The sequence below is a fragment of the Bacillus sp. ABA4_010 genome, assembly GCF_056159105.1.
This window is the reverse complement of sequence record NZ_JBSWUN010000003.1, coordinates 586,921-604,198: the sequence shown is the minus strand read 5'-3', so window position 1 is coordinate 604,198 and position 17,278 is coordinate 586,921. Positions and strand designations below refer to the sequence as shown.

Genomic DNA, 17,278 nt, shown 5'->3' with positions numbered 1-17,278 from the left:
TTAACTATACCCTCTCATTCACTAAAGAGATAATTTTGTCTACCACTTGTCCGATTGTCAATGATGTTGTATCAATTTCGATGGCATCGTCTGCTTTTTTCAATGGTGCTACTTCTCGTTCAGAATCTAATTTGTCTCGTGCAGCAATCTCCTGCTTTAATGTTTCTAAATCAGATTTGAATCCTTTCGCCTCATTCTCCTCATGACGTCGTTTCGCTCGCTCCTCAACTGAAGCGCGTAAAAACACTTTCACTTCGGCATGCGGGAGTACGTGTGTACCAATGTCTCTTCCATCCATGACGACACCTCTGCCTTCTGCCATGTGACGTTGTCTCGCCACCATATGCTCACGCACTTTGCCATGCTTAGCTGTAATGGAAACGGAATTAGTGACTTCGCTTGATCGAATAGCTTCTGTTACATCCTCTCCATCTACAAACACAAGCTGACCTTTTTCTGAAGGTTTCAACTGCAAATCAGTCTCTTCTAAAAGCGCAAGCAGCTTCTCCTCATTTTGCAAATCTATGTTAAAATTTTGAGCTTTATGCGTTAAAGCGCGATACATTGCTCCTGTATCTACGTAAATATATGAAAGTTTTTCTGCAATGATTTTAGCCACAGTACTTTTACCTGCCGCTGCAGGACCATCAATGGCCACAGAAATTTGCTTGTTCATAAATCCTCCTCATTGATTATAACCATCAAATTTTTAATAATGACGAAAAAAAGAGCAGGTGTCATCCTGTCTCTTTCATCCCGAACATTATAGTTATCTTCATTTTAGCATACGTCGTTTTACTGGTCGAATGTTTCAATGATTTTACTAAAATTATTTTTCGTAACCCCTTCATACTGGATCATTTTAGAGAAATAAGTTCCGTAATCGGTATACAGCAACACGCCTTGAGCTACTAGCAAAAAAATAAATTGAATGACTGCCAGTTTAATTAAAATTCTCTCAATACTTTTCATGCTGTCTCCCCTTTCCTTTCATACACAGTATGTTTCAGATAGGGGCGTTTTATTCACTGCTACAACAGTCCTTTTCGTTTCAACTCAAACTGTTGTTCGAACACAAAACGAATAATTCTTTCTTTCTCTCGGTCTTGAAGATTCACAAACTGCAGCGAAAGCTTCCCTGCTTGGCCTTCTTCTCGTTCAACTACCCTCACAACTTTTGCATCCATTTCCAAATAGAAAAACTCATTTGACTGCATCGGTAATGTAAGCCATACTTTGACGATTTGTTCTGGTTCAACATTTATTTTATGATTAGCGAAAACGGCGATACCGCCGGCACTGACATCTTCGGTTCTTGATACAAACGGGGGGAATGACCCATCATGAGAGTGAACAGCCACACTGACCGAAGCTGGAACTCGCACATATTGACGTCGCTGTATGCGAATGACACGCTCGTCTCCCGGATAGCGTAACATGATTACAGGGAAAATTTTCTTCGTCCTGCCGATGACTTCAGATTGAAACAAATAGACAACGTTATCTTTTCCAATAAAGGAAACGTTCAGCTGAGTCCCGTCAAGCATGAATGTTGTTTTCCCCGTCACTTTATTGGTAGGGTAACTCACAAACAGGCGATCTGCTCCTTGTTCTATCACTTTACAATTAAATTGCTCTGTTGTTTCTTCCGCAAAAGGCTCCAGCCTTAGCAGCATCCCTTCTTTAATCATTCTTCCCCTTCTTCCCTAAATCTCTTTTCCTAGTACCGTACCACACGTAGTACTTTCTTCTTAATTATTATTTTACCGTAATTTTCCCAAGAAAAAAAGAGGATTCGCAAGTGCATAATGCTCCTTGCGCTCCTCTTTTTACACTTGATCGTACACTTGCTCCGCATTTTGAAGCTTTTCTACTTTTTCTTCATACCCATTTTCTGCGTTGATGAAAATTCGATACGTATCGTTGTTAATGGTCCCTAAAAACTCATAGCACAATACTTCTTCTTTCAAATCGTTAATGATGATGGAAAGACGGTCTTCCATAATTTTCACTTTCCCATTAATTTTAGCTCGTGCTTCTTCTTTCGAAAGAACAGGTGCTGGAATGTCACGCAATTTGTGAGCCATTAAAAAGTCTCGTGCTGAGAAAGCTAACACTTTGCCATCTTCCAGCGATATTTTCATTCTGACCGAATCAGGATAAATACGGACCCCTTCTTGCGTTCCAACAAAGGTGAAAACGCCTGTGTTGTCATATTGAGCACTCTCATATAAATCTAAGCTTTCAAATTGATGGTCTTCCAAAAACTTCTGCGCTTGTAATGCCGCTTCATTCAAACTAATTGTTTGCTTTGTTACTTCCTTATTTTGAATAACCCATACTGGATATCCGCCTTTTTTCGTAATATCCATGTACGTTTCATTCTTTTCTCCAGGCGTTTTAATTGTTAAACTATAAAATCCGTAATCAGACCCATCTCCGTTTTCGGTCACTCGAATATCTTCATTTCCTTTTAAGCTTAAAAAAGAACGGGCCACTTCTTTGGCAACACTCGCGTCAACCTCTCTCCCTTTAAGCTGAGAAAAACCTTGATTTTGTTTTTCTGCATTTGTGAAGCTTGGGCCAAAATCGGTTTCAGCATAACTCTCCACATTTTTCTCGACGGTTTTAAAACCATCAATAATCGTGTTATCTGCCTGCTTCTCATTTGTGGCAAGTGCCAATTCCACATCCATCCAACGCAAATTATTTTCAATAACTAAATGTTGAACCTTTCTTAACTCATTTTGAATATCACCAGACGTTTCATATAACACTTTTAATGTGTCATACTCTTTATCAGTAAGTGGTTCTTTACTCAAGTCCCGGATTGCCGTCTGATAGCTGAATTTACCGATGTTAGCTAGAAACTCTTCCGTTTTGTTGAATGGAAGAAGCGTTAAAGGGAGCTGCCCTACATTGCTATGTGCTTCAGATGTTAGACGCCAAACTTCAGCAAGAGCAGGTGACAGCTGATCGCGCGAATTCATCGCCAGCGTTGTTCCGATTTTATCATTTAGCAAATCCATATCATACGTTAATTCATGAAAAGCCCTCTGATAGTTGTTCTCCGCATGTTGAAGAACGGCATTTTTCTCTTGATGCTCTTGATACCCCCAATACCCTAACCCCACTCCAGTTAACGTCAAGACGGTTATTAATAATATTCGCAACATATGTTTTCACCCCTCTGTTCGTTATTTACAGAAAATATGTTTTCCAATTCGTTTAATTTGCGGTCTCGACCAAATCCAAGCACTTGTAGCCGTATCAGGATTAAAATAATATAAGGCACTGCCTGTTGGATCCCATCCGTTCAAAGCATCTAACACAGCCTTTTTGGCCGTTTCATTCGGAGTCAGCCAAATTTGTCCGTCTGCTACTGCTGTAAAGGCAGCTGGTTCAAAAATAACGCCGGCTACACTATTTGGAAAAGAGGCACTGTTGACACGGTTAATAATGACCGCCGCAACCGCAACTTGACCGATATAAGGTTCACCGCGCGCCTCCCCGTAAACTGCATTAGCCATCAATTGTAAATCATTTTGAGAAAACCCGTTTGGAACGTTAACAGCCGTTGGTTTTTTCGGTGTTTCTGTTGCTTCATTATTCTCTTTTGGCGCTTCGTTTTTTGGCGTTTCTGCCGGTTGTTTATTTTCTGTTGGAGCTGGATTTTTAACTGGAGCCTTCTCTGCCTGCTTCGGGTTAGGCTTTGATTGTTGCTCCAACGGCTTGCCCCCGTAATGAGTAAATGCATTTCCTTTATTGATTTGTTGTTTCACGTACTGTTCATTGTATTGCGTTTTTGCCACTAGCTGTTTCTTCATTTTTTCACCAACAAGTCCGTCAATGTCCAGTCCAAATTCATATTGAAAATTTCGAACTGCCCAATAAGTACCCCAGCCAAATACACCATCAATTTTCCCATTATAAAAACCTATATATTGAAGGCGGGACTGCAATTCAATCACATCATCCCCGACTGCGCCCTGCTGAATGACTTGATTGGAAAAAGCATGAACTCGACCAGCTTCCCCATGAACGGAAAGTAGCCATGCACAGCCAACCATCCAGCTGCATAGTACATAAAGAAATTGTTTCCTTTTGAACCATCGCATATAATAACCCCCTATACCATTCGTGATTATGATAGGAGTATTTTTTGTAAAGACTGTTATTTTATACAATGTCGATGAAATGAAAGGAAAGTTTTTTCCTTTCATTTCATCGACACATATTCTCTCGTGTTTATACACCTCTTCGCCAAATAAAAAAGCTGATTCGAAAGCATGCTTTCAAATCAGCTCCAAAATGTTCATTTATCCTGCATTAACAGGTAGTACAACTCCACTTCCAAATATGGAATGATTAAAGAAAGGTAAGTGGAGAATGAAAAAAACTCGCCATACCAACCGTTCCTTTATGTGCTTTTTAACTTTAAGAAACCCGTTATCAGCTTTTAGCCTTTTTGACTTTCCGTAAACCGAGCCACCATAAATAAATCATAAATGGAATCATCCAGATGGTCCAATGGTCCATCTTAATTAAAATATAATCATAGATACCGTGCAGTAAGAACGGGACGGCTAAAGCATAAGAAATCCATTTTATTTTCTCGCTCCCCGCCGAAAACTTGCCTTTTCCAAAGTAATAGCCCATAATGACTCCAAACAAGGCATGACTCGAAACCGGAAGCATCGCTCTTCCAAACGCAGTATGAAGACCATTAGCAAACAAGTAAAAAATATTTTCAATGGTGGCAAATCCTAGCGAGACGGCTGCCCCATAGACGATGCCGTCATAATGTTCATCAAATTCCATATGTGTATAAACAGCAAAGAACAAAATGAACCATTTAAAAAACTCTTCCAATAAACTAGATGCCAAAAACGCCTGCACAAACGGAGACGTCCATACATTTTCTTCTGTTAACACATATTGGATAAACATGATCGGGAGCACTAACATTGCCCCGAAAATGAAGGTTTTCAGCACCACCGATATCGGCTCTGTCTCATACTCATCTTTCAAATAGAAATAACTCAGGAGCGCTAGGCTAGGAGCTATTCCCGCAGAAATGATTGCTAGCATAGTCGCGCCTCATTTCCTTTGTTTTCTCTAATCGTATCATGTTATTGTTATAGAAATCTACATAAATCATTTGGAACATGCTACATATTTCATCATAATGGAGGGAATTTATGAAAACCATCTATCTTCTTCACACTGGCGGTACCATTTCAATGAAGGAGGATGAAAAAACCGGAGCAGTCAAACCTGATTCAACGAATCCGTTAGTGTCTGCACCACTCCAATTGGACCAATCGATTCATATGATTACAGAACAAGTTTTCCATCTTCCTTCTCCTCACATGACTCAAAACGAAATGTTAACTTTAATGAGAAAAATTAAACAAAAAATAAAAGAAAGCTCCATTGACGGAGTCGTCATTACACACGGAACCGATACATTAGAAGAAACAGCCTATTTTCTCGATTTGACCATTCATACTGATGTACCCATTGTTTTAACAGGAGCTATGCGCTCTAGCAACGAAGTTGGCTCTGACGGCCCGTATAATTTAATATCAGCCTTAAAAACGGCCGCAAGCGAAGAAGCAAGAGGAAAAGGAGTCCTAGTGGTTATGAATGATGAAATTCATACAGCTGAAAACGTCACAAAAACTCATACCAGCAATGTGGCCACCTTCCAAAGTCCCCAATATGGACCGATTGGACTTGTGACAAAGCGCGGAGTTTTCTTTCACCATATTCCAACAGATCGCCATCATTATGATATTGAAAAAATCTCAAAACAGGTTTTGCTTTTAAAAGCTTATGCGGGAATGGATGAACATATTTTTACTGCCCTCGATCAAATATCGTTCGACGGACTTGTCGTGGAAGCGTTAGGGCAAGGAAATCTCCCACCTAAAACCGTACCCGCTATTGAACGGCTTATTGAAAGAGGTGTCCCTATCGTACTCGTTTCTCGCTGCTTTAATGGCATTGCCCAAGACATTTATGGATATGACGGCGGCGGCAAGCATTTGAAAGAACTCGGGGTGATCTTTTCGAATGGCTTAAACGGGCAAAAAGCCCGCCTTAAGTTGTTAGCGGCACTAGAAGTGACCACAGATAACCAGCAGCTTCAGCAAATGTTTGCTCGCTAAATACATGACCAAGAGAATCAGCAAAACAAACAAGCCTTGCCGATTGGCAAGGCTTGTTTGTTTTATTGTTGTTGATGCAAAAGAGCGTTGATTCGCTTAGCAATCATGCCGCCATGAAACCGGCCATTTTCAATGAAAATTTCATTCGCATTGTTCCCCGCAGCAATAACGCCTGCGATAAAAATACCCGCTTCATTTGTTTCCATCGTTTCTAAGTCATAAACAGGTCGGCCTGTCTCGTCATCGATGGCTACTCCCATTGCTCGAAGAAATTGATGATCAGGATGATAACCCGTCATTGCAAATACAAAATCGTTCGCAATGGTTTTCTCTTCGCCATTTTTGACAAAAACAACACTATGTTCTGTAATTTTCTTGACTGTTGCTTCAAATTCCATCGAGATGATGCCACTTCGTACAAGTGCTTCAAATTCCGGCAAAATCCACGGCTTAATACTTGGAGAATACTCTGCTCCTCGATATAGTACCGTTACCCTTGCACCAGCTTTGACAAGTTCAAGCGCCGCATCAACGCTCGAATTTTTCCCGCCAATCACGACAACATCTTTATCAAAATAAGGATGTGCTTCTTTAAAATAATGTGACACCTTCGGCAAATCCTCTCCAGGTACATTCATATAATTAGGGTGATCGTAATAGCCCGTCGCCACAATAACAAACTTCGCTTTGTATCGCCCCTTAGAAGTGGTGACTACAAACCCTCCGTCTTGTTGCTTTTCAACACTGTTTACTTTTTCAAACGCCTGAACCCTCACGTTTTTTCTCTTCGCGACTTCACGATAATACGATAAGGCTTGATTTCGGGCAGGCTTCCGATTTTCAGTAATGAACGCGACATCTCCAATTTCTAATTTCTCACTTGAGCTGAAAAAAGTTTGGTGTGTTGGATAATGGTAGATGGCATTGACAATGTTGCCTTTCTCAATAATAAGAGCATCTATTCCAATCTCTTTTAAAGCGATGGAGGCAGCGAGTCCACACGGCCCCCCACCGATAATCACTACTTGTTCTTCGATCATTAATTATGTCACTCCTTTAAAACGAACAACACGCTTTCCTTATCATCATAACATGTTCTTACACTTTAATTCTAACACGGAATGAAAAGAAGCTGGCATAAAACGCTTGCAACCAAAAGGTTCACTATTAGTTATTTCTACATCGCCTAACATGTACACAACGAAAAAGAGTGATAGAGCATATTTCCTCTACCACTCTTTTTTCATCTAAAAAATCAAATCCATCCTCGGAATCTAGAAGCCTCTGCCATTTTGCGCACTCCGACCATATAAGCGGATAAACGCATATCTACTTTACGTGTTTGAGCTGTTTCGTAAATACTGTTAAACGATTTTACCATTACTTTTTCCAGCTTTTCTTCGACTTCCTCTTCCGTCCAATAGTAGCCTTGGTTATTTTGCACCCATTCAAAATAAGAAACGGTAACACCACCGGCACTTGCCAACACATCTGGCACAAGCAAAATACCACGTTCTGTCAAAATTTGTGTGGCTTCTAATGTTGTCGGTCCGTTGGCCGCTTCTACCACAATACTCGCTCGAATGTTATGAGCATTTTCTTCAGTAATTTGATTTTCAATCGCAGCTGGCACTAAAATATCACAATCAAGCTCCAGTAATTCTTTATTGCTAATTGTATCATTAAACAGCTTTGTAACCGTTCCAAAACTGTCACGTCGATCAAGTAAATAATCAATGTCTAAACCATTCGGGTCATGCAGTGCGCCATACGCATCCGAAATACCAACAACTTTCGCCCCAGCATCATGCATAAATTTCGCTAAAAAGCTGCCCGCGTTTCCAAAACCTTGTACGACAACTCGCGCTCCCTCAAGCTTGATCCCCTTCTTTTTCGCCGCTTCACGAATACAAATGGTAACCCCTTTCGCTGTAGCCGTCTCCCGGCCGTGCGAGCCTCCTAACACAAGAGGCTTTCCTGTAATAAATCCTGGTGAATTAAACTCGTCAATATGACTATACTCGTCCATCATCCACGCCATAATTTGAGAATTTGTAAAGACATCCGGAGCAGGAATATCTTTTGTTGGTCCAACAATCTGACTAATTGCTCTTACATATCCGCGGCTTAAACGTTCCAATTCCCCAAATGACATATTGCGAGGATCACAAATGATTCCACCTTTTCCTCCGCCATATGGTAAATCAACAATGCCGCATTTTAAACTCATCCAAATTGAAAGCGCTTTAACTTCACGTTCTGTTACATTCGGGTGAAAGCGAATTCCACCTTTTGTAGGACCTACTGCATCATTATGCTGTGCTCTATATCCTGTAAAAATTTTAACGACTCCATCGTCCATACGAACTGGAATTTTAACTGTCATCATCCGAATTGGCTCTTTTAATAATTCATAGACTTCCTCTGGATAGCCTAATTTCTCTAACGCTCTATGTATAACAGTTTGCGTTGACTTTAGAACATCATGTTTGACTTCATTTGTCTGTTGCTGGTTTTGATTATTGTCGGCTACCATCTGTAAACCTCCTAAAATCGTTCAAGTAATGTAATGAATGGTGCTTCTTTCATGACATAGTATACACCTTTCCATAATTTATGCAAAGGGAAATTTTTAGTTTCCTGAGCTTTTCCTTCACTTTTGAGAAATCGTTTTCAACAAAGAAGTATTCCGACTTATATGACTGTACTGTTCCCTTCTCCCTTTATTCTATTCAGCACTACACAGCCTCCGCTTGCTGTCTTCTTCCGACACCATGCAACTTCTCATCCCCCTAAAAAGTGGCGTCAGTGATAAACAGATTTCTATAATTCTTTAGACTCAAGTAATCTAATAGAAAAAGGACAACCGGCGAACGACATGCCGGATGTCCTAGTTATTATAACGGAAACGTTTGTTGAATAAAGGTTAACGCATTCGACTCCATTAACATCTTGCCATATTCGTGAACACGATGCTTCGTTATGGTCGCAGGATTTCCATATTCGGCGAGCAATGCAATGAGGTTTTCCATATCTTCAACATCATCTGTACCACCATCAATTAACAAATAGAAACGATCGTTGAAGGAATATAACGTTCCTCCATTTACTTGTAACGAGGAAAGTCGATGAGCCAATTGAATAATATGCTCGAACGAATAAAATTCAAAAAACACATCTGCACTCTCATCCAATGTAACCTGCATTTCAATGTAATCATCCATGTATTCGTCATCTAGTTCTTCTGTTTCTTCGTTCTTAGTCGTTAAGATAACCACCATTCCTTGTGCTTGCAAGGAAAATACTTCAACAGATAAAGAGTGGGTAGGCTCAAATCCAAGCTCATCAGACGCCTGTTCAATCATTTCTCGAAAAAGCTGCTGTACCTTAAACGAGTTTCTCCATAAATCTTCTTTTGTCAATCCTCGTTCCGTTAAGTCATCGAACGTTAAAAAGATTTTGATTTTATTATAGTTTAAACGTTCCAGCCTCATTTTTCACCCTCCCCGCTTGCAACCATCATCGCTGACCCTAGATACTTCATTGTATGACAAAGATCGAATATGGTTCTTATATTTACTACGAGTTTACCTGTTTCCTTTTGAAAAGACAACTATTGGCCTTCAAATTCTCCCAATTTCTCATTTAACCATTTATTCCATTGCTCTTTCGTGCTTCCGAGCAGAAAGCGGTCAATGTTTTCCTTATCTCGTGGTGTCATATACGTAAAGGCACTTCCACCTAATCCGACTTTGACAGCTGGATGCAGTGCTTCGACGTGTTGCGCAATTTCTACCGTTTTTTCCACGTTTTCTTGAAGGGAACAAGACATAAATAAAAAGCCTGGCTTTACCTCATCGACAATGAGCTGAATGTCTTCCTCTGCGATACTTGTCCCTAAATAAATAACTTCAAAACCTTTCCTTCTTAAAAACAGCGTAAAAATGAGCAGTCCGCCTTCATGGTTTTCATTAGGCCCACAAACAGCAATCACTTTTGGAAGCATACCGTTTGATGGCAAAGAATGCATAATCATACTAATGCGAGTGCGAAGCAGCTGAGTTGCATAGTGTTCGTGAGCGGTTGTAATTTTCCCTTTCTCCCATAAGTCACCAATTGTCACAAGAATAGAACCTAAAATGTCAATAACAACCTTTTCGACCGAATATAAACTGAACGCCTGGTTCATCAATTCTTGCACCTTTCTCTCTTGAAAGGACAATAATAACCGAAGCAATTCGTCTCTAATCTTTTTAGGCGAATCAGCGCTATCCTCATCTTCTGTTTGTTGAATAGTGGTCGTCTCACTCTCCAAAAGAGCGACTGCCTGACTAATCGTAAACCCTTGCTCCACTTTCTCCGCCAGCCATCTTAATGATTTTAAATCTTGTTCTGTATATAAACGATGCCCTGATTCGTTACGCACGGGACTTAATATTTGGTAACGTCTTTCCCATGCTCTAAGCGTCCCTGGTTGAATGCCAATCAAATTGGAAATCGCTTTAATATTATATTTACCTTCTTGAGAAGCCATGTGTACCCTCCAGCTGTACTAAATTGCATATTGTTCGCTATAAAGATTATAGGATACTGCAACTTTTATGTAAAATCTGTATATGCTTACGGAGGGAATGGCGAAATGAAAAGAAGGTTCTATCCTGACAAGATTTGTTCAGTTACTGACCGCCAGAGATGACGATAACGTGCGTTTCAGCAGGAGCCCCAAGTCGTAAAGGAACACCTGTCGTACCATAACCGTTGCTTACAAATAGTGTTGTATGATCCAACACTTTCAGTCCACCCTTTTCATAAGGTCCAAAACCAAATAAGCGGATTTGTCCTCCGTGCGTATGACCGCTTAGCATAAGTGAAATATTATCTTCTTTCTTTATCTTTTTATGTACCGACGGATTATGAGAAACAAGAATTTTAAAGCTTTCTTTTCGGCTATCCATTAAAGCTAAATGAAGGTGGGCCCTTTTTTTCGACACATCATCTACACCAAGCAGTTCAAGCTGCTCTCCCTCTTCAGACTCAAACAAAGCAGATGTATTATTTAGCACCTTTACATTCTCTTCTAGCAGAAGCGCATCCAGTTCATGAACATCGACTTCATAATCATTATTGCCCCAAACAAAGTAGACAGGCCCCAGCTTTTTTAGCATTCGAATATTCTCTCGTACCCTTTCAAATGGCACGCCTCTTTCCATTAAATCACCGCCAATGATAACCAAATCAATGTGATCTTCCACTTGTTCAATTAACCTTTCAGAAATACGGCGGCGATGAATATCTGAAATGAAGAATAAACGAACTTCTTTGAAGGAAGAAGGAAATTCTTTGAATGAAAGGTGTTGCCGAACAACCTTATTTTTATAAGCTTGTGCATACATGTATGCCATGAAACTTAAAAACAGCAAAAATAATACTATGAACAATTGCATACAATCTCCTTTAATCTATTGCTAATAATGTGTATCTATGACATGTTCTCTTCTTAAATCTACTGAAATCATACCATAAACAACTGAAAAACATAATATGAGCATCGCTTGCCACTCACCTTCCTGCATTAAAAAGAAAAAGCTACCGATTGTACCGCACGCAATCAACACCTCTTTCCAATGCACCTTTTTCTTTTTAATGAATAAATAAGTCTCTTCCATCAATGATTTGATGAGGACAGAATGAAGCAAAAATGAAAAAAAGAAAGCGACCATGGCGATAAAATAATGCCATGGGTCCATAACAAGCGCTAAAATCATTTTCGACACAGACATTGGCTTAGCAAAAGGAAGCCAATGAATAAATGCATAGCCGCTGGCCGTTCCTCCAATCAACTGTAAAAACTTCTTGAGCATGAGAAACCCCCTTTCCTTTATACAGATGTATGAAGAGAAAGAGGGTTTCATGTATGAATATGACGGTCACTTATTTTCATAATAAAGGTTAATATCATATTCTTTTTTCATTAGGCTGAATACTTGTTGTCTTGCTTCCCACTTTTGTGGATCCCCCCATAATTGAGGGCTTTTCTGAATCACTTCACAACGAAGGTCATGAAACTCCTTTTCTGTTTTTTCACTTTTCTTCCTAATTTGCAGCAAGTAATAATATAACGAAAAAACAGTCATAATAATGAGAAGATGATAGAAGCTGGAAAGAAGAAACGCCAACACAGTTTGATATGTCACGAATGGCAGTTGCTGGAACGAAAAAAGAATGTATGAACATAGCAACGCTAAACACCCGACCAGCAGTCGCCATATTCGCCGTTCTTTTTGATGAATTTGATCCAGCTTTCCTTTTTTATCAATCACGCTTTGCAGCATGTGTTTTGTCGCTTCATCCGTCAATCCGTTTAACTGTTGAATCCGACTGTCCATCCCTTCACCCCCGCACATCTATAAATTAATCTAGAAACTCAAGTTGTCTGAATCAAGATTGTATCAAATTGATTAAGGCGAACCTCTATAGCACAGCATATGAGGTTGTCTCAATCATTATGAAACTTAATTTGCCGCTGCAGAAAGTTCAAGAGGGATATTCAGCACTTGCCCTTGCTTCAATTGACCGTTCTCTAAGTTATTCCATTCCCGAATGGTTTTTGTTCCTTTAACATCACCATAATAGTGCATGGCGATACTGAACAACGTTTCATTTGGCTGTACCGTATGCTGAATAATTTGAGGTGTCTCCTCCGATGTCGTTTGTTTCTTTTCTCCTTCTGTTGGAGCATCTGTATTTTCCGAGTTAGAGGGAAGCTCTTGCAGTGAGTCATCTTCCGTTTCTTTAGTTTCCGCAGGAAGCGTCGTCACATCACTTTGCTCTATTTCTCTCACGTCCTCTTTTTCTTCGGCCGCTTTAATCGGTTCTGCGAAATCCACCACTTCATAACCAGTCTCTTCTTTTTTCTCCACCGTTAAAAAGGAAGCTTGATTTTCTGCATAATGCTTATACGAGAAATAAGCGACTGCCGGTAAAGAAATGAAGAAAATGGATAAAGCACTAATAAGCGGATATTTCCATTTATATTTTTCTTTCTTTTTCTTTCTTTTTTCTTGACGTGTCTTGCTTCGAGGAGGAAGCTTGTTCCCGTCTTCTACGGACCCTTTTTCAAAAAACTCCGGCTTATGCTGGTCCATGCGATGTTCCATTATCATCACCTCTGATGCTATCATTCTGTTTGGCTTGACGATTAATATGTAAGGCCAAAAGAAAATCAATAAGAAAATGGGCTGTCATTGTCACAGCCAAATTATCCGTCCATAAAAAAAGGAAACCTAGAAAAAAACTTAAAATAACGACAGATACAAGCAGAAACAGCCGGGACAAATAACGAATATGCACAAATGCAAAAATTACACTTGCCCAAAAAAGACCGACATGCACTTGCAGCACTCCACGAAACAGTACTTCTTCCGTAAACGAAATGATTAAGCATAAAATCAATAAATGAAAAAAAGAAAGATGGCGAAAAACCCGCTCATTTATACCTCCATCGTCATACCATTCCGCAGGTACCTTTTTCATCAATGCTAGGTCAAGAAGCACCACTACAACCCCACTTGCTCCTCCTACAACTAGTATAGAAAGCGGATCCCACTTCCATATACGCGCAAACTCTGAGACGGAATCATATTGCCAAATGCCAAGTCCTAAAGCGACAATGAGTAAAATCCCCTGTGTCATATATAAGTTCAACAACAATTCGCGATCTGTTAAATTTTGAATAAGTTCTTTTTGATTTTTCAGCATATCTTTCTATTCACCTTGACGAAGAAGAGAAGCCAATTCTTCCTTCCAGCCTTTAAATCTCCAATGATGCTCACTTTGTTCCATCGCACCTCCAGCATAATGTTCAAGTTCAATGCCGCATTGATCACAGCAGTTAACCACCTTTTGGTCGAGCGTCTGGCCAAAATAAGCTAAAATCTTTTCACGACGACAGCCTGTCTGTCCCGCGACATGTTTTACAGCCTGAAATTTTTCATATTTCCCCTTCGTTCGTTGAACAGCTACACCTGTAATAGCACGATACAACTTATCGAAGTCAAAGTCCGTATTAACTACCGTTTGGACAATGACACCATTCTTTTCCAAATGATGCCGAATAAAACGCCAATGAACCTCATCGACCCTTGCTGTCTGTAAAAAATATTGTTCCAACAAGGTAAGTTCATTCATCTCACCAGAAGTTTTTGCGAAATTTTTCAAATCGACTAGCACGGATTTGATTACATCAGGATGGGGTAATTCCATCTCCATTAAAGAATACGCTAATTCATCATCATTCTCATGATATAACCAAACGGCAATACTGCCCTGTCCATCACGGCCAGCGCGGCCAACTTCCTGCAAATACGATTCTAGCTGTGTCGGCATATGAAAATGGATGACAAATCGAATATTTGGCTTATCCACTCCCATTCCAAATGCGCTCGTACAACATATCACGTCAAGTTGGTTTTGCAGAAATTGATGCTGAATTAACATGCGCTGATCTTGCTCCATCCCTCCGTGATAATATGCCGTATTATGAATGCCATTTTCCTTTAAAAATAAGCTAAGGGCTTCGCTCCATAACCTGCTTGAACAGTAAATAATCCCTGGCTTTTTCAAAGTCTTGACATATTCTAAAACGAGTTCCTTTTTATGCGTAATGTCATCTGCTTTTTGAATTTGCAGCGCAATATTCGGTCGATCAACAGAATAAACAAGTTTGCGGACATTCGTCAGCTTTAGTTGTGTGATAATATCTTGAAGAACTTCTTCTGTAGCGGTTGCTGTCAATGCCAAGCATGTCGGCTTGTTTAACGCCATCCACACGTCTCCAAGATTTAAATAGTCGAGACGGAAATCATGTCCCCATTGGGAAATACAATGCGCTTCGTCCACTACAAATAGGCCGATGTTTACTTTTTTTAACGCTTCAATAACAAAAGGATTTTGCAAAATTTCCGGCGAGGCATAAATGAACCGGTATTCTCCCAATTGTTGAAGAACTTGCTGTTTATCACTTCTTGATAAAAAGCTATTTAATGCGACTACCCTCTTTTCTCCTTTCGCTTTTAACTGCTGAACTTGATCTTCCATAAGCGAAAGAAGAGGGGACACAACTAGCACAGGTCGATTTTGAACATAGGCTGGCAATTGATAGCATAGTGATTTCCCTGTACCTGTCGGCAGAACCGTTATAACATGCTCTCCCCTTAAGATAGCTTCAATGACTTCTCGTTGTCCTAATCGAAAATGTTTGTGACCAAACCTCTGTCTTAAAATGACTTCAATACTCAAATTGCCACCACCTTTCTCACATGAAACGAACCGGTATTGAAAAGGAAAAATGCCGTTTCGTCATTCTTCCTCAAACAATCTTTTCCATTCCTTCTCATTATACTTCTAACCATGAAAGATGGATAGCAAAGGAATTTAGACTTCAACCAAAATATTTTGCCATGACGACACGAATATGAAAATAGGTAATATGGTCCTCCACTTTCTCTTTAATGCTTTTCAGTTTATTGGTTTCCAGCGTTTTTACTACTGACATAATTTGCTGTTGAATTGGCTTTGGTACATAGTCATCAATAGGAAAATCTGGAACAAATAACGCCAATTCAACAAGGTGATCTTCAATGGTACTTCTTTTCAATCGTCGAATTCTCATCACCTCATCGACTGTTTTCCCCATTTTCAGTAAGTGGGCTGTTTTTGTTGTGGAAGCCGTTAAAGAGATGGTGGAATTCCATTCTGGAATCAGGCTATTTAGTAAAGGAAATGCGCTTGCATCCCCTATAATTTGCTCTAAACACTTATGCAACACACCTAGTTGAACAAAATGTACCCGATGCTCGTCCATTTTATAATGTTCTGCTATTTGCCTTTTCGTAAGGCCCGCTCGTTGAAAGCCGGAAAACTGAAGCAGAAAGATATCTGCATCAATTGAACCAACTTGCTCTAGACAGGCATAAAGTTCTGTATACAGCTGTTTCGCCAATTCTTCCCTTGAACCTTGCCGACGCTTTAAGAAGTGCTTCATCCAACCTTGAACTTTCACATCTTGGGATACAGGAAGGAAATATGGCTCATGATAAACGAGATGGGATAGCGTTTGAATTAATAAATTAAGGCGGATAAAAAATGGCGTACTGATACTCATATACCGCCATCCATCTAAAGAAGGGGGAAACGGAAAACGGCCCAATTGTTCCTGTAAATACACGGTTCCCTCTTCTGTCACAGTCCATTTATCTTGATCTTTTTCTTGTATGAATTCTTTCTTTGCTAGTTGCTGCACATATTGAGAAAACGTATCTTTTTTTACGTGTGGAAAGCTTCTAAACAGAAAAGACAATCCATAAAGCTTCCCATCTTGAATGGTTTGAGCCGATCTCTTCCCTGCCAGTAAGTGATAAACAGCATATGCCGTTCGATCTCCTTTAAAGGCGTTCAGTGCATATAAGATCACTACCGATAAATAGTCCATTCTCTTTTTTCCTCCTTGCTGAACAAGCTGAGGTATTCACTAGAAAGCGTAATCTACCTGTATTTTTAATGAATCATTTCTTTTGATTTTACCAAAAGAAGCGACTCAAGTGTTTTTTCTGCGTTTATTTGTTTTCAATAACGGGTATCAATATAACGAAACGCCTTTCCTTAAGAATCATTATCATTGACTTTTCTATTGAAATGTTACAAAAACAGTTTTAAAATAATACAAGAACATATATTTAGCTCGCTACATCAAACGTTTATATGAATATTCGATGCGCGAATTTTATGGGAGGTCTTGTTATGCCAAAGTACACAATTGTTGACAAAGAAACTTGTATTGCATGTGGTGCATGTGGTGCAGCTGCACCAGATATTTACGATTACGACGATGAAGGCATCGCATTCGTAACTTTAGACGATAACCAAGGAATCGTGGAAGTTCCTGATGTTTTATTAGATGACATGATGGACGCTCAAGAAGGCTGTCCGACTGACTCTATTAAAGTAGCTGACGAATCATTTGACGGTGACGCACTGAAATTCGAATAGTTTTTCGTTTGTAAAAGCGATTCCCTTCAAAAGCGGAATCGCTTTTCTTTTTCGTTATT

General features: G+C 39.7%; 19 protein-coding genes. 2 read left to right on the top strand and 17 right to left on the bottom strand.

Translation table 11 applies throughout. The features are described 5' to 3' along the window. Positions 1 to 4: 4 nt before the first annotated feature. The 6 genes from cmk to prsW all read right to left on the bottom strand — a co-directional run bounded on the left by cmk (position 5) and on the right by prsW (position 5,091). The gene (gene cmk, locus ACXAEO_RS04265; RefSeq protein WP_474878370.1) at positions 5 to 676 is read right to left on the bottom strand and encodes a (d)CMP kinase; all 672 of its coding nucleotides are present in this window, start codon (positions 674 to 676) and stop codon (positions 5 to 7) included. Positions 677 to 795: 119 nt separating this feature from the next. After that, entirely contained in the window at positions 796 to 972 is a 177-nt protein-coding gene (locus ACXAEO_RS04260) for a YpfB family protein (RefSeq protein WP_474878366.1), read from the bottom strand. Between the two features lie 59 nt (positions 973 to 1,031). Then, complete coding sequence (locus ACXAEO_RS04255; protein WP_474878364.1) at positions 1,032 to 1,691, bottom strand: flagellar brake protein; 660 nt, start codon at positions 1,689 to 1,691, stop codon at positions 1,032 to 1,034. 138 nt (positions 1,692 to 1,829) lie between these two features. After that, the gene (gene ypeB / locus ACXAEO_RS04250) at positions 1,830 to 3,176 is read right to left on the bottom strand and encodes a germination protein YpeB (RefSeq protein WP_474878361.1); all 1,347 of its coding nucleotides are present in this window, start codon (positions 3,174 to 3,176) and stop codon (positions 1,830 to 1,832) included. A 21-nt stretch (positions 3,177 to 3,197) separates the two neighbouring features. Then, positions 3,198 to 4,070, bottom strand: coding sequence for a spore cortex-lytic enzyme (gene sleB, locus ACXAEO_RS04245; protein WP_474883964.1), 873 nt, complete (start codon positions 4,068 to 4,070; stop codon positions 3,198 to 3,200). A 382-nt stretch (positions 4,071 to 4,452) separates the two neighbouring features. After that, on the bottom strand, positions 4,453 to 5,091 hold the full coding sequence (gene prsW, locus ACXAEO_RS04240) for a glutamic-type intramembrane protease PrsW (protein ID WP_474878358.1): 639 nt from the start codon (positions 5,089 to 5,091) through the stop codon (positions 4,453 to 4,455). Positions 5,092 to 5,201: 110 nt separating this feature from the next. Between prsW and ACXAEO_RS04235 the strand changes: the two genes are divergently transcribed. Further along, complete coding sequence (locus ACXAEO_RS04235) at positions 5,202 to 6,173, top strand: asparaginase (protein WP_474878356.1); 972 nt, start codon at positions 5,202 to 5,204, stop codon at positions 6,171 to 6,173. Between the two features lie 62 nt (positions 6,174 to 6,235). Here ACXAEO_RS04235 and ACXAEO_RS04230 read toward each other — a convergent pair whose 3' ends face one another. From ACXAEO_RS04230 to ACXAEO_RS04180, 11 genes are all read right to left on the bottom strand, one after another. Beyond that, a complete protein-coding gene (locus tag ACXAEO_RS04230; RefSeq protein ID WP_474878354.1) occupies positions 6,236 to 7,213 on the bottom strand; it encodes a YpdA family putative bacillithiol disulfide reductase in 978 nt (325 codons plus the stop codon). A 215-nt stretch (positions 7,214 to 7,428) separates the two neighbouring features. Beyond that, positions 7,429 to 8,709 carry a Glu/Leu/Phe/Val family dehydrogenase gene (locus ACXAEO_RS04225; protein WP_474878351.1) on the bottom strand — a complete coding sequence of 427 codons (1,281 nt, stop codon included), beginning with the start codon at positions 8,707 to 8,709 and terminating at the stop codon, positions 7,429 to 7,431. 361 nt (positions 8,710 to 9,070) lie between these two features. Then, positions 9,071 to 9,667: a genetic competence negative regulator gene (locus ACXAEO_RS04220; RefSeq protein ID WP_474878349.1), complete on the bottom strand. Its 597-nt coding sequence runs from the start codon at positions 9,665 to 9,667 to the stop codon at positions 9,071 to 9,073. 119 nt (positions 9,668 to 9,786) lie between these two features. Then, positions 9,787 to 10,707 carry a MerR family transcriptional regulator gene (locus tag ACXAEO_RS04215; protein ID WP_474878346.1) on the bottom strand — a complete coding sequence of 307 codons (921 nt, stop codon included), beginning with the start codon at positions 10,705 to 10,707 and terminating at the stop codon, positions 9,787 to 9,789. 142 nt (positions 10,708 to 10,849) lie between these two features. Next, on the bottom strand, positions 10,850 to 11,617 hold the full coding sequence (locus ACXAEO_RS04210) for a metallophosphoesterase (RefSeq protein WP_474878344.1): 768 nt from the start codon (positions 11,615 to 11,617) through the stop codon (positions 10,850 to 10,852). Positions 11,618 to 11,638: 21 nt separating this feature from the next. Beyond that, positions 11,639 to 12,034, bottom strand: coding sequence for a hypothetical protein (locus tag ACXAEO_RS04205; RefSeq protein ID WP_474878341.1), 396 nt, complete (start codon positions 12,032 to 12,034; stop codon positions 11,639 to 11,641). A gap of 66 nt (positions 12,035 to 12,100) precedes the next feature. Continuing rightward, positions 12,101 to 12,559, bottom strand: a complete 459-nt coding sequence (locus tag ACXAEO_RS04200) for a DUF2663 family protein (protein ID WP_474878339.1) — start codon at positions 12,557 to 12,559, stop codon at positions 12,101 to 12,103. Between the two features lie 126 nt (positions 12,560 to 12,685). Further along, positions 12,686 to 13,330 (bottom strand): LysM peptidoglycan-binding domain-containing protein, encoded by a 645-nt coding sequence (locus ACXAEO_RS04195; protein WP_474878337.1) that lies wholly within the window; start codon positions 13,328 to 13,330, stop codon positions 12,686 to 12,688. Beyond that, a complete protein-coding gene (locus tag ACXAEO_RS04190; RefSeq protein WP_474878335.1) occupies positions 13,305 to 13,931 on the bottom strand; it encodes a lysostaphin resistance A-like protein in 627 nt (208 codons plus the stop codon). The genes ACXAEO_RS04195 and ACXAEO_RS04190 overlap by 26 nt, the downstream gene beginning before the upstream one ends. A 6-nt stretch (positions 13,932 to 13,937) precedes the next feature. After that, positions 13,938 to 15,470: a RecQ family ATP-dependent DNA helicase gene (locus ACXAEO_RS04185; RefSeq protein ID WP_474878333.1), complete on the bottom strand. Its 1,533-nt coding sequence runs from the start codon at positions 15,468 to 15,470 to the stop codon at positions 13,938 to 13,940. Positions 15,471 to 15,612: 142 nt separating this feature from the next. Next, positions 15,613 to 16,662: a YpbB family protein gene (locus ACXAEO_RS04180; RefSeq protein ID WP_474878330.1), complete on the bottom strand. Its 1,050-nt coding sequence runs from the start codon at positions 16,660 to 16,662 to the stop codon at positions 15,613 to 15,615. A gap of 308 nt (positions 16,663 to 16,970) precedes the next feature. Here ACXAEO_RS04180 and ACXAEO_RS04175 point away from each other — a divergent pair, with 308 nt between their 5' ends. Beyond that, positions 16,971 to 17,219, top strand: coding sequence for a ferredoxin (locus ACXAEO_RS04175; RefSeq protein WP_474878328.1), 249 nt, complete (start codon positions 16,971 to 16,973; stop codon positions 17,217 to 17,219). Positions 17,220 to 17,278 lie beyond the last annotated feature (59 nt).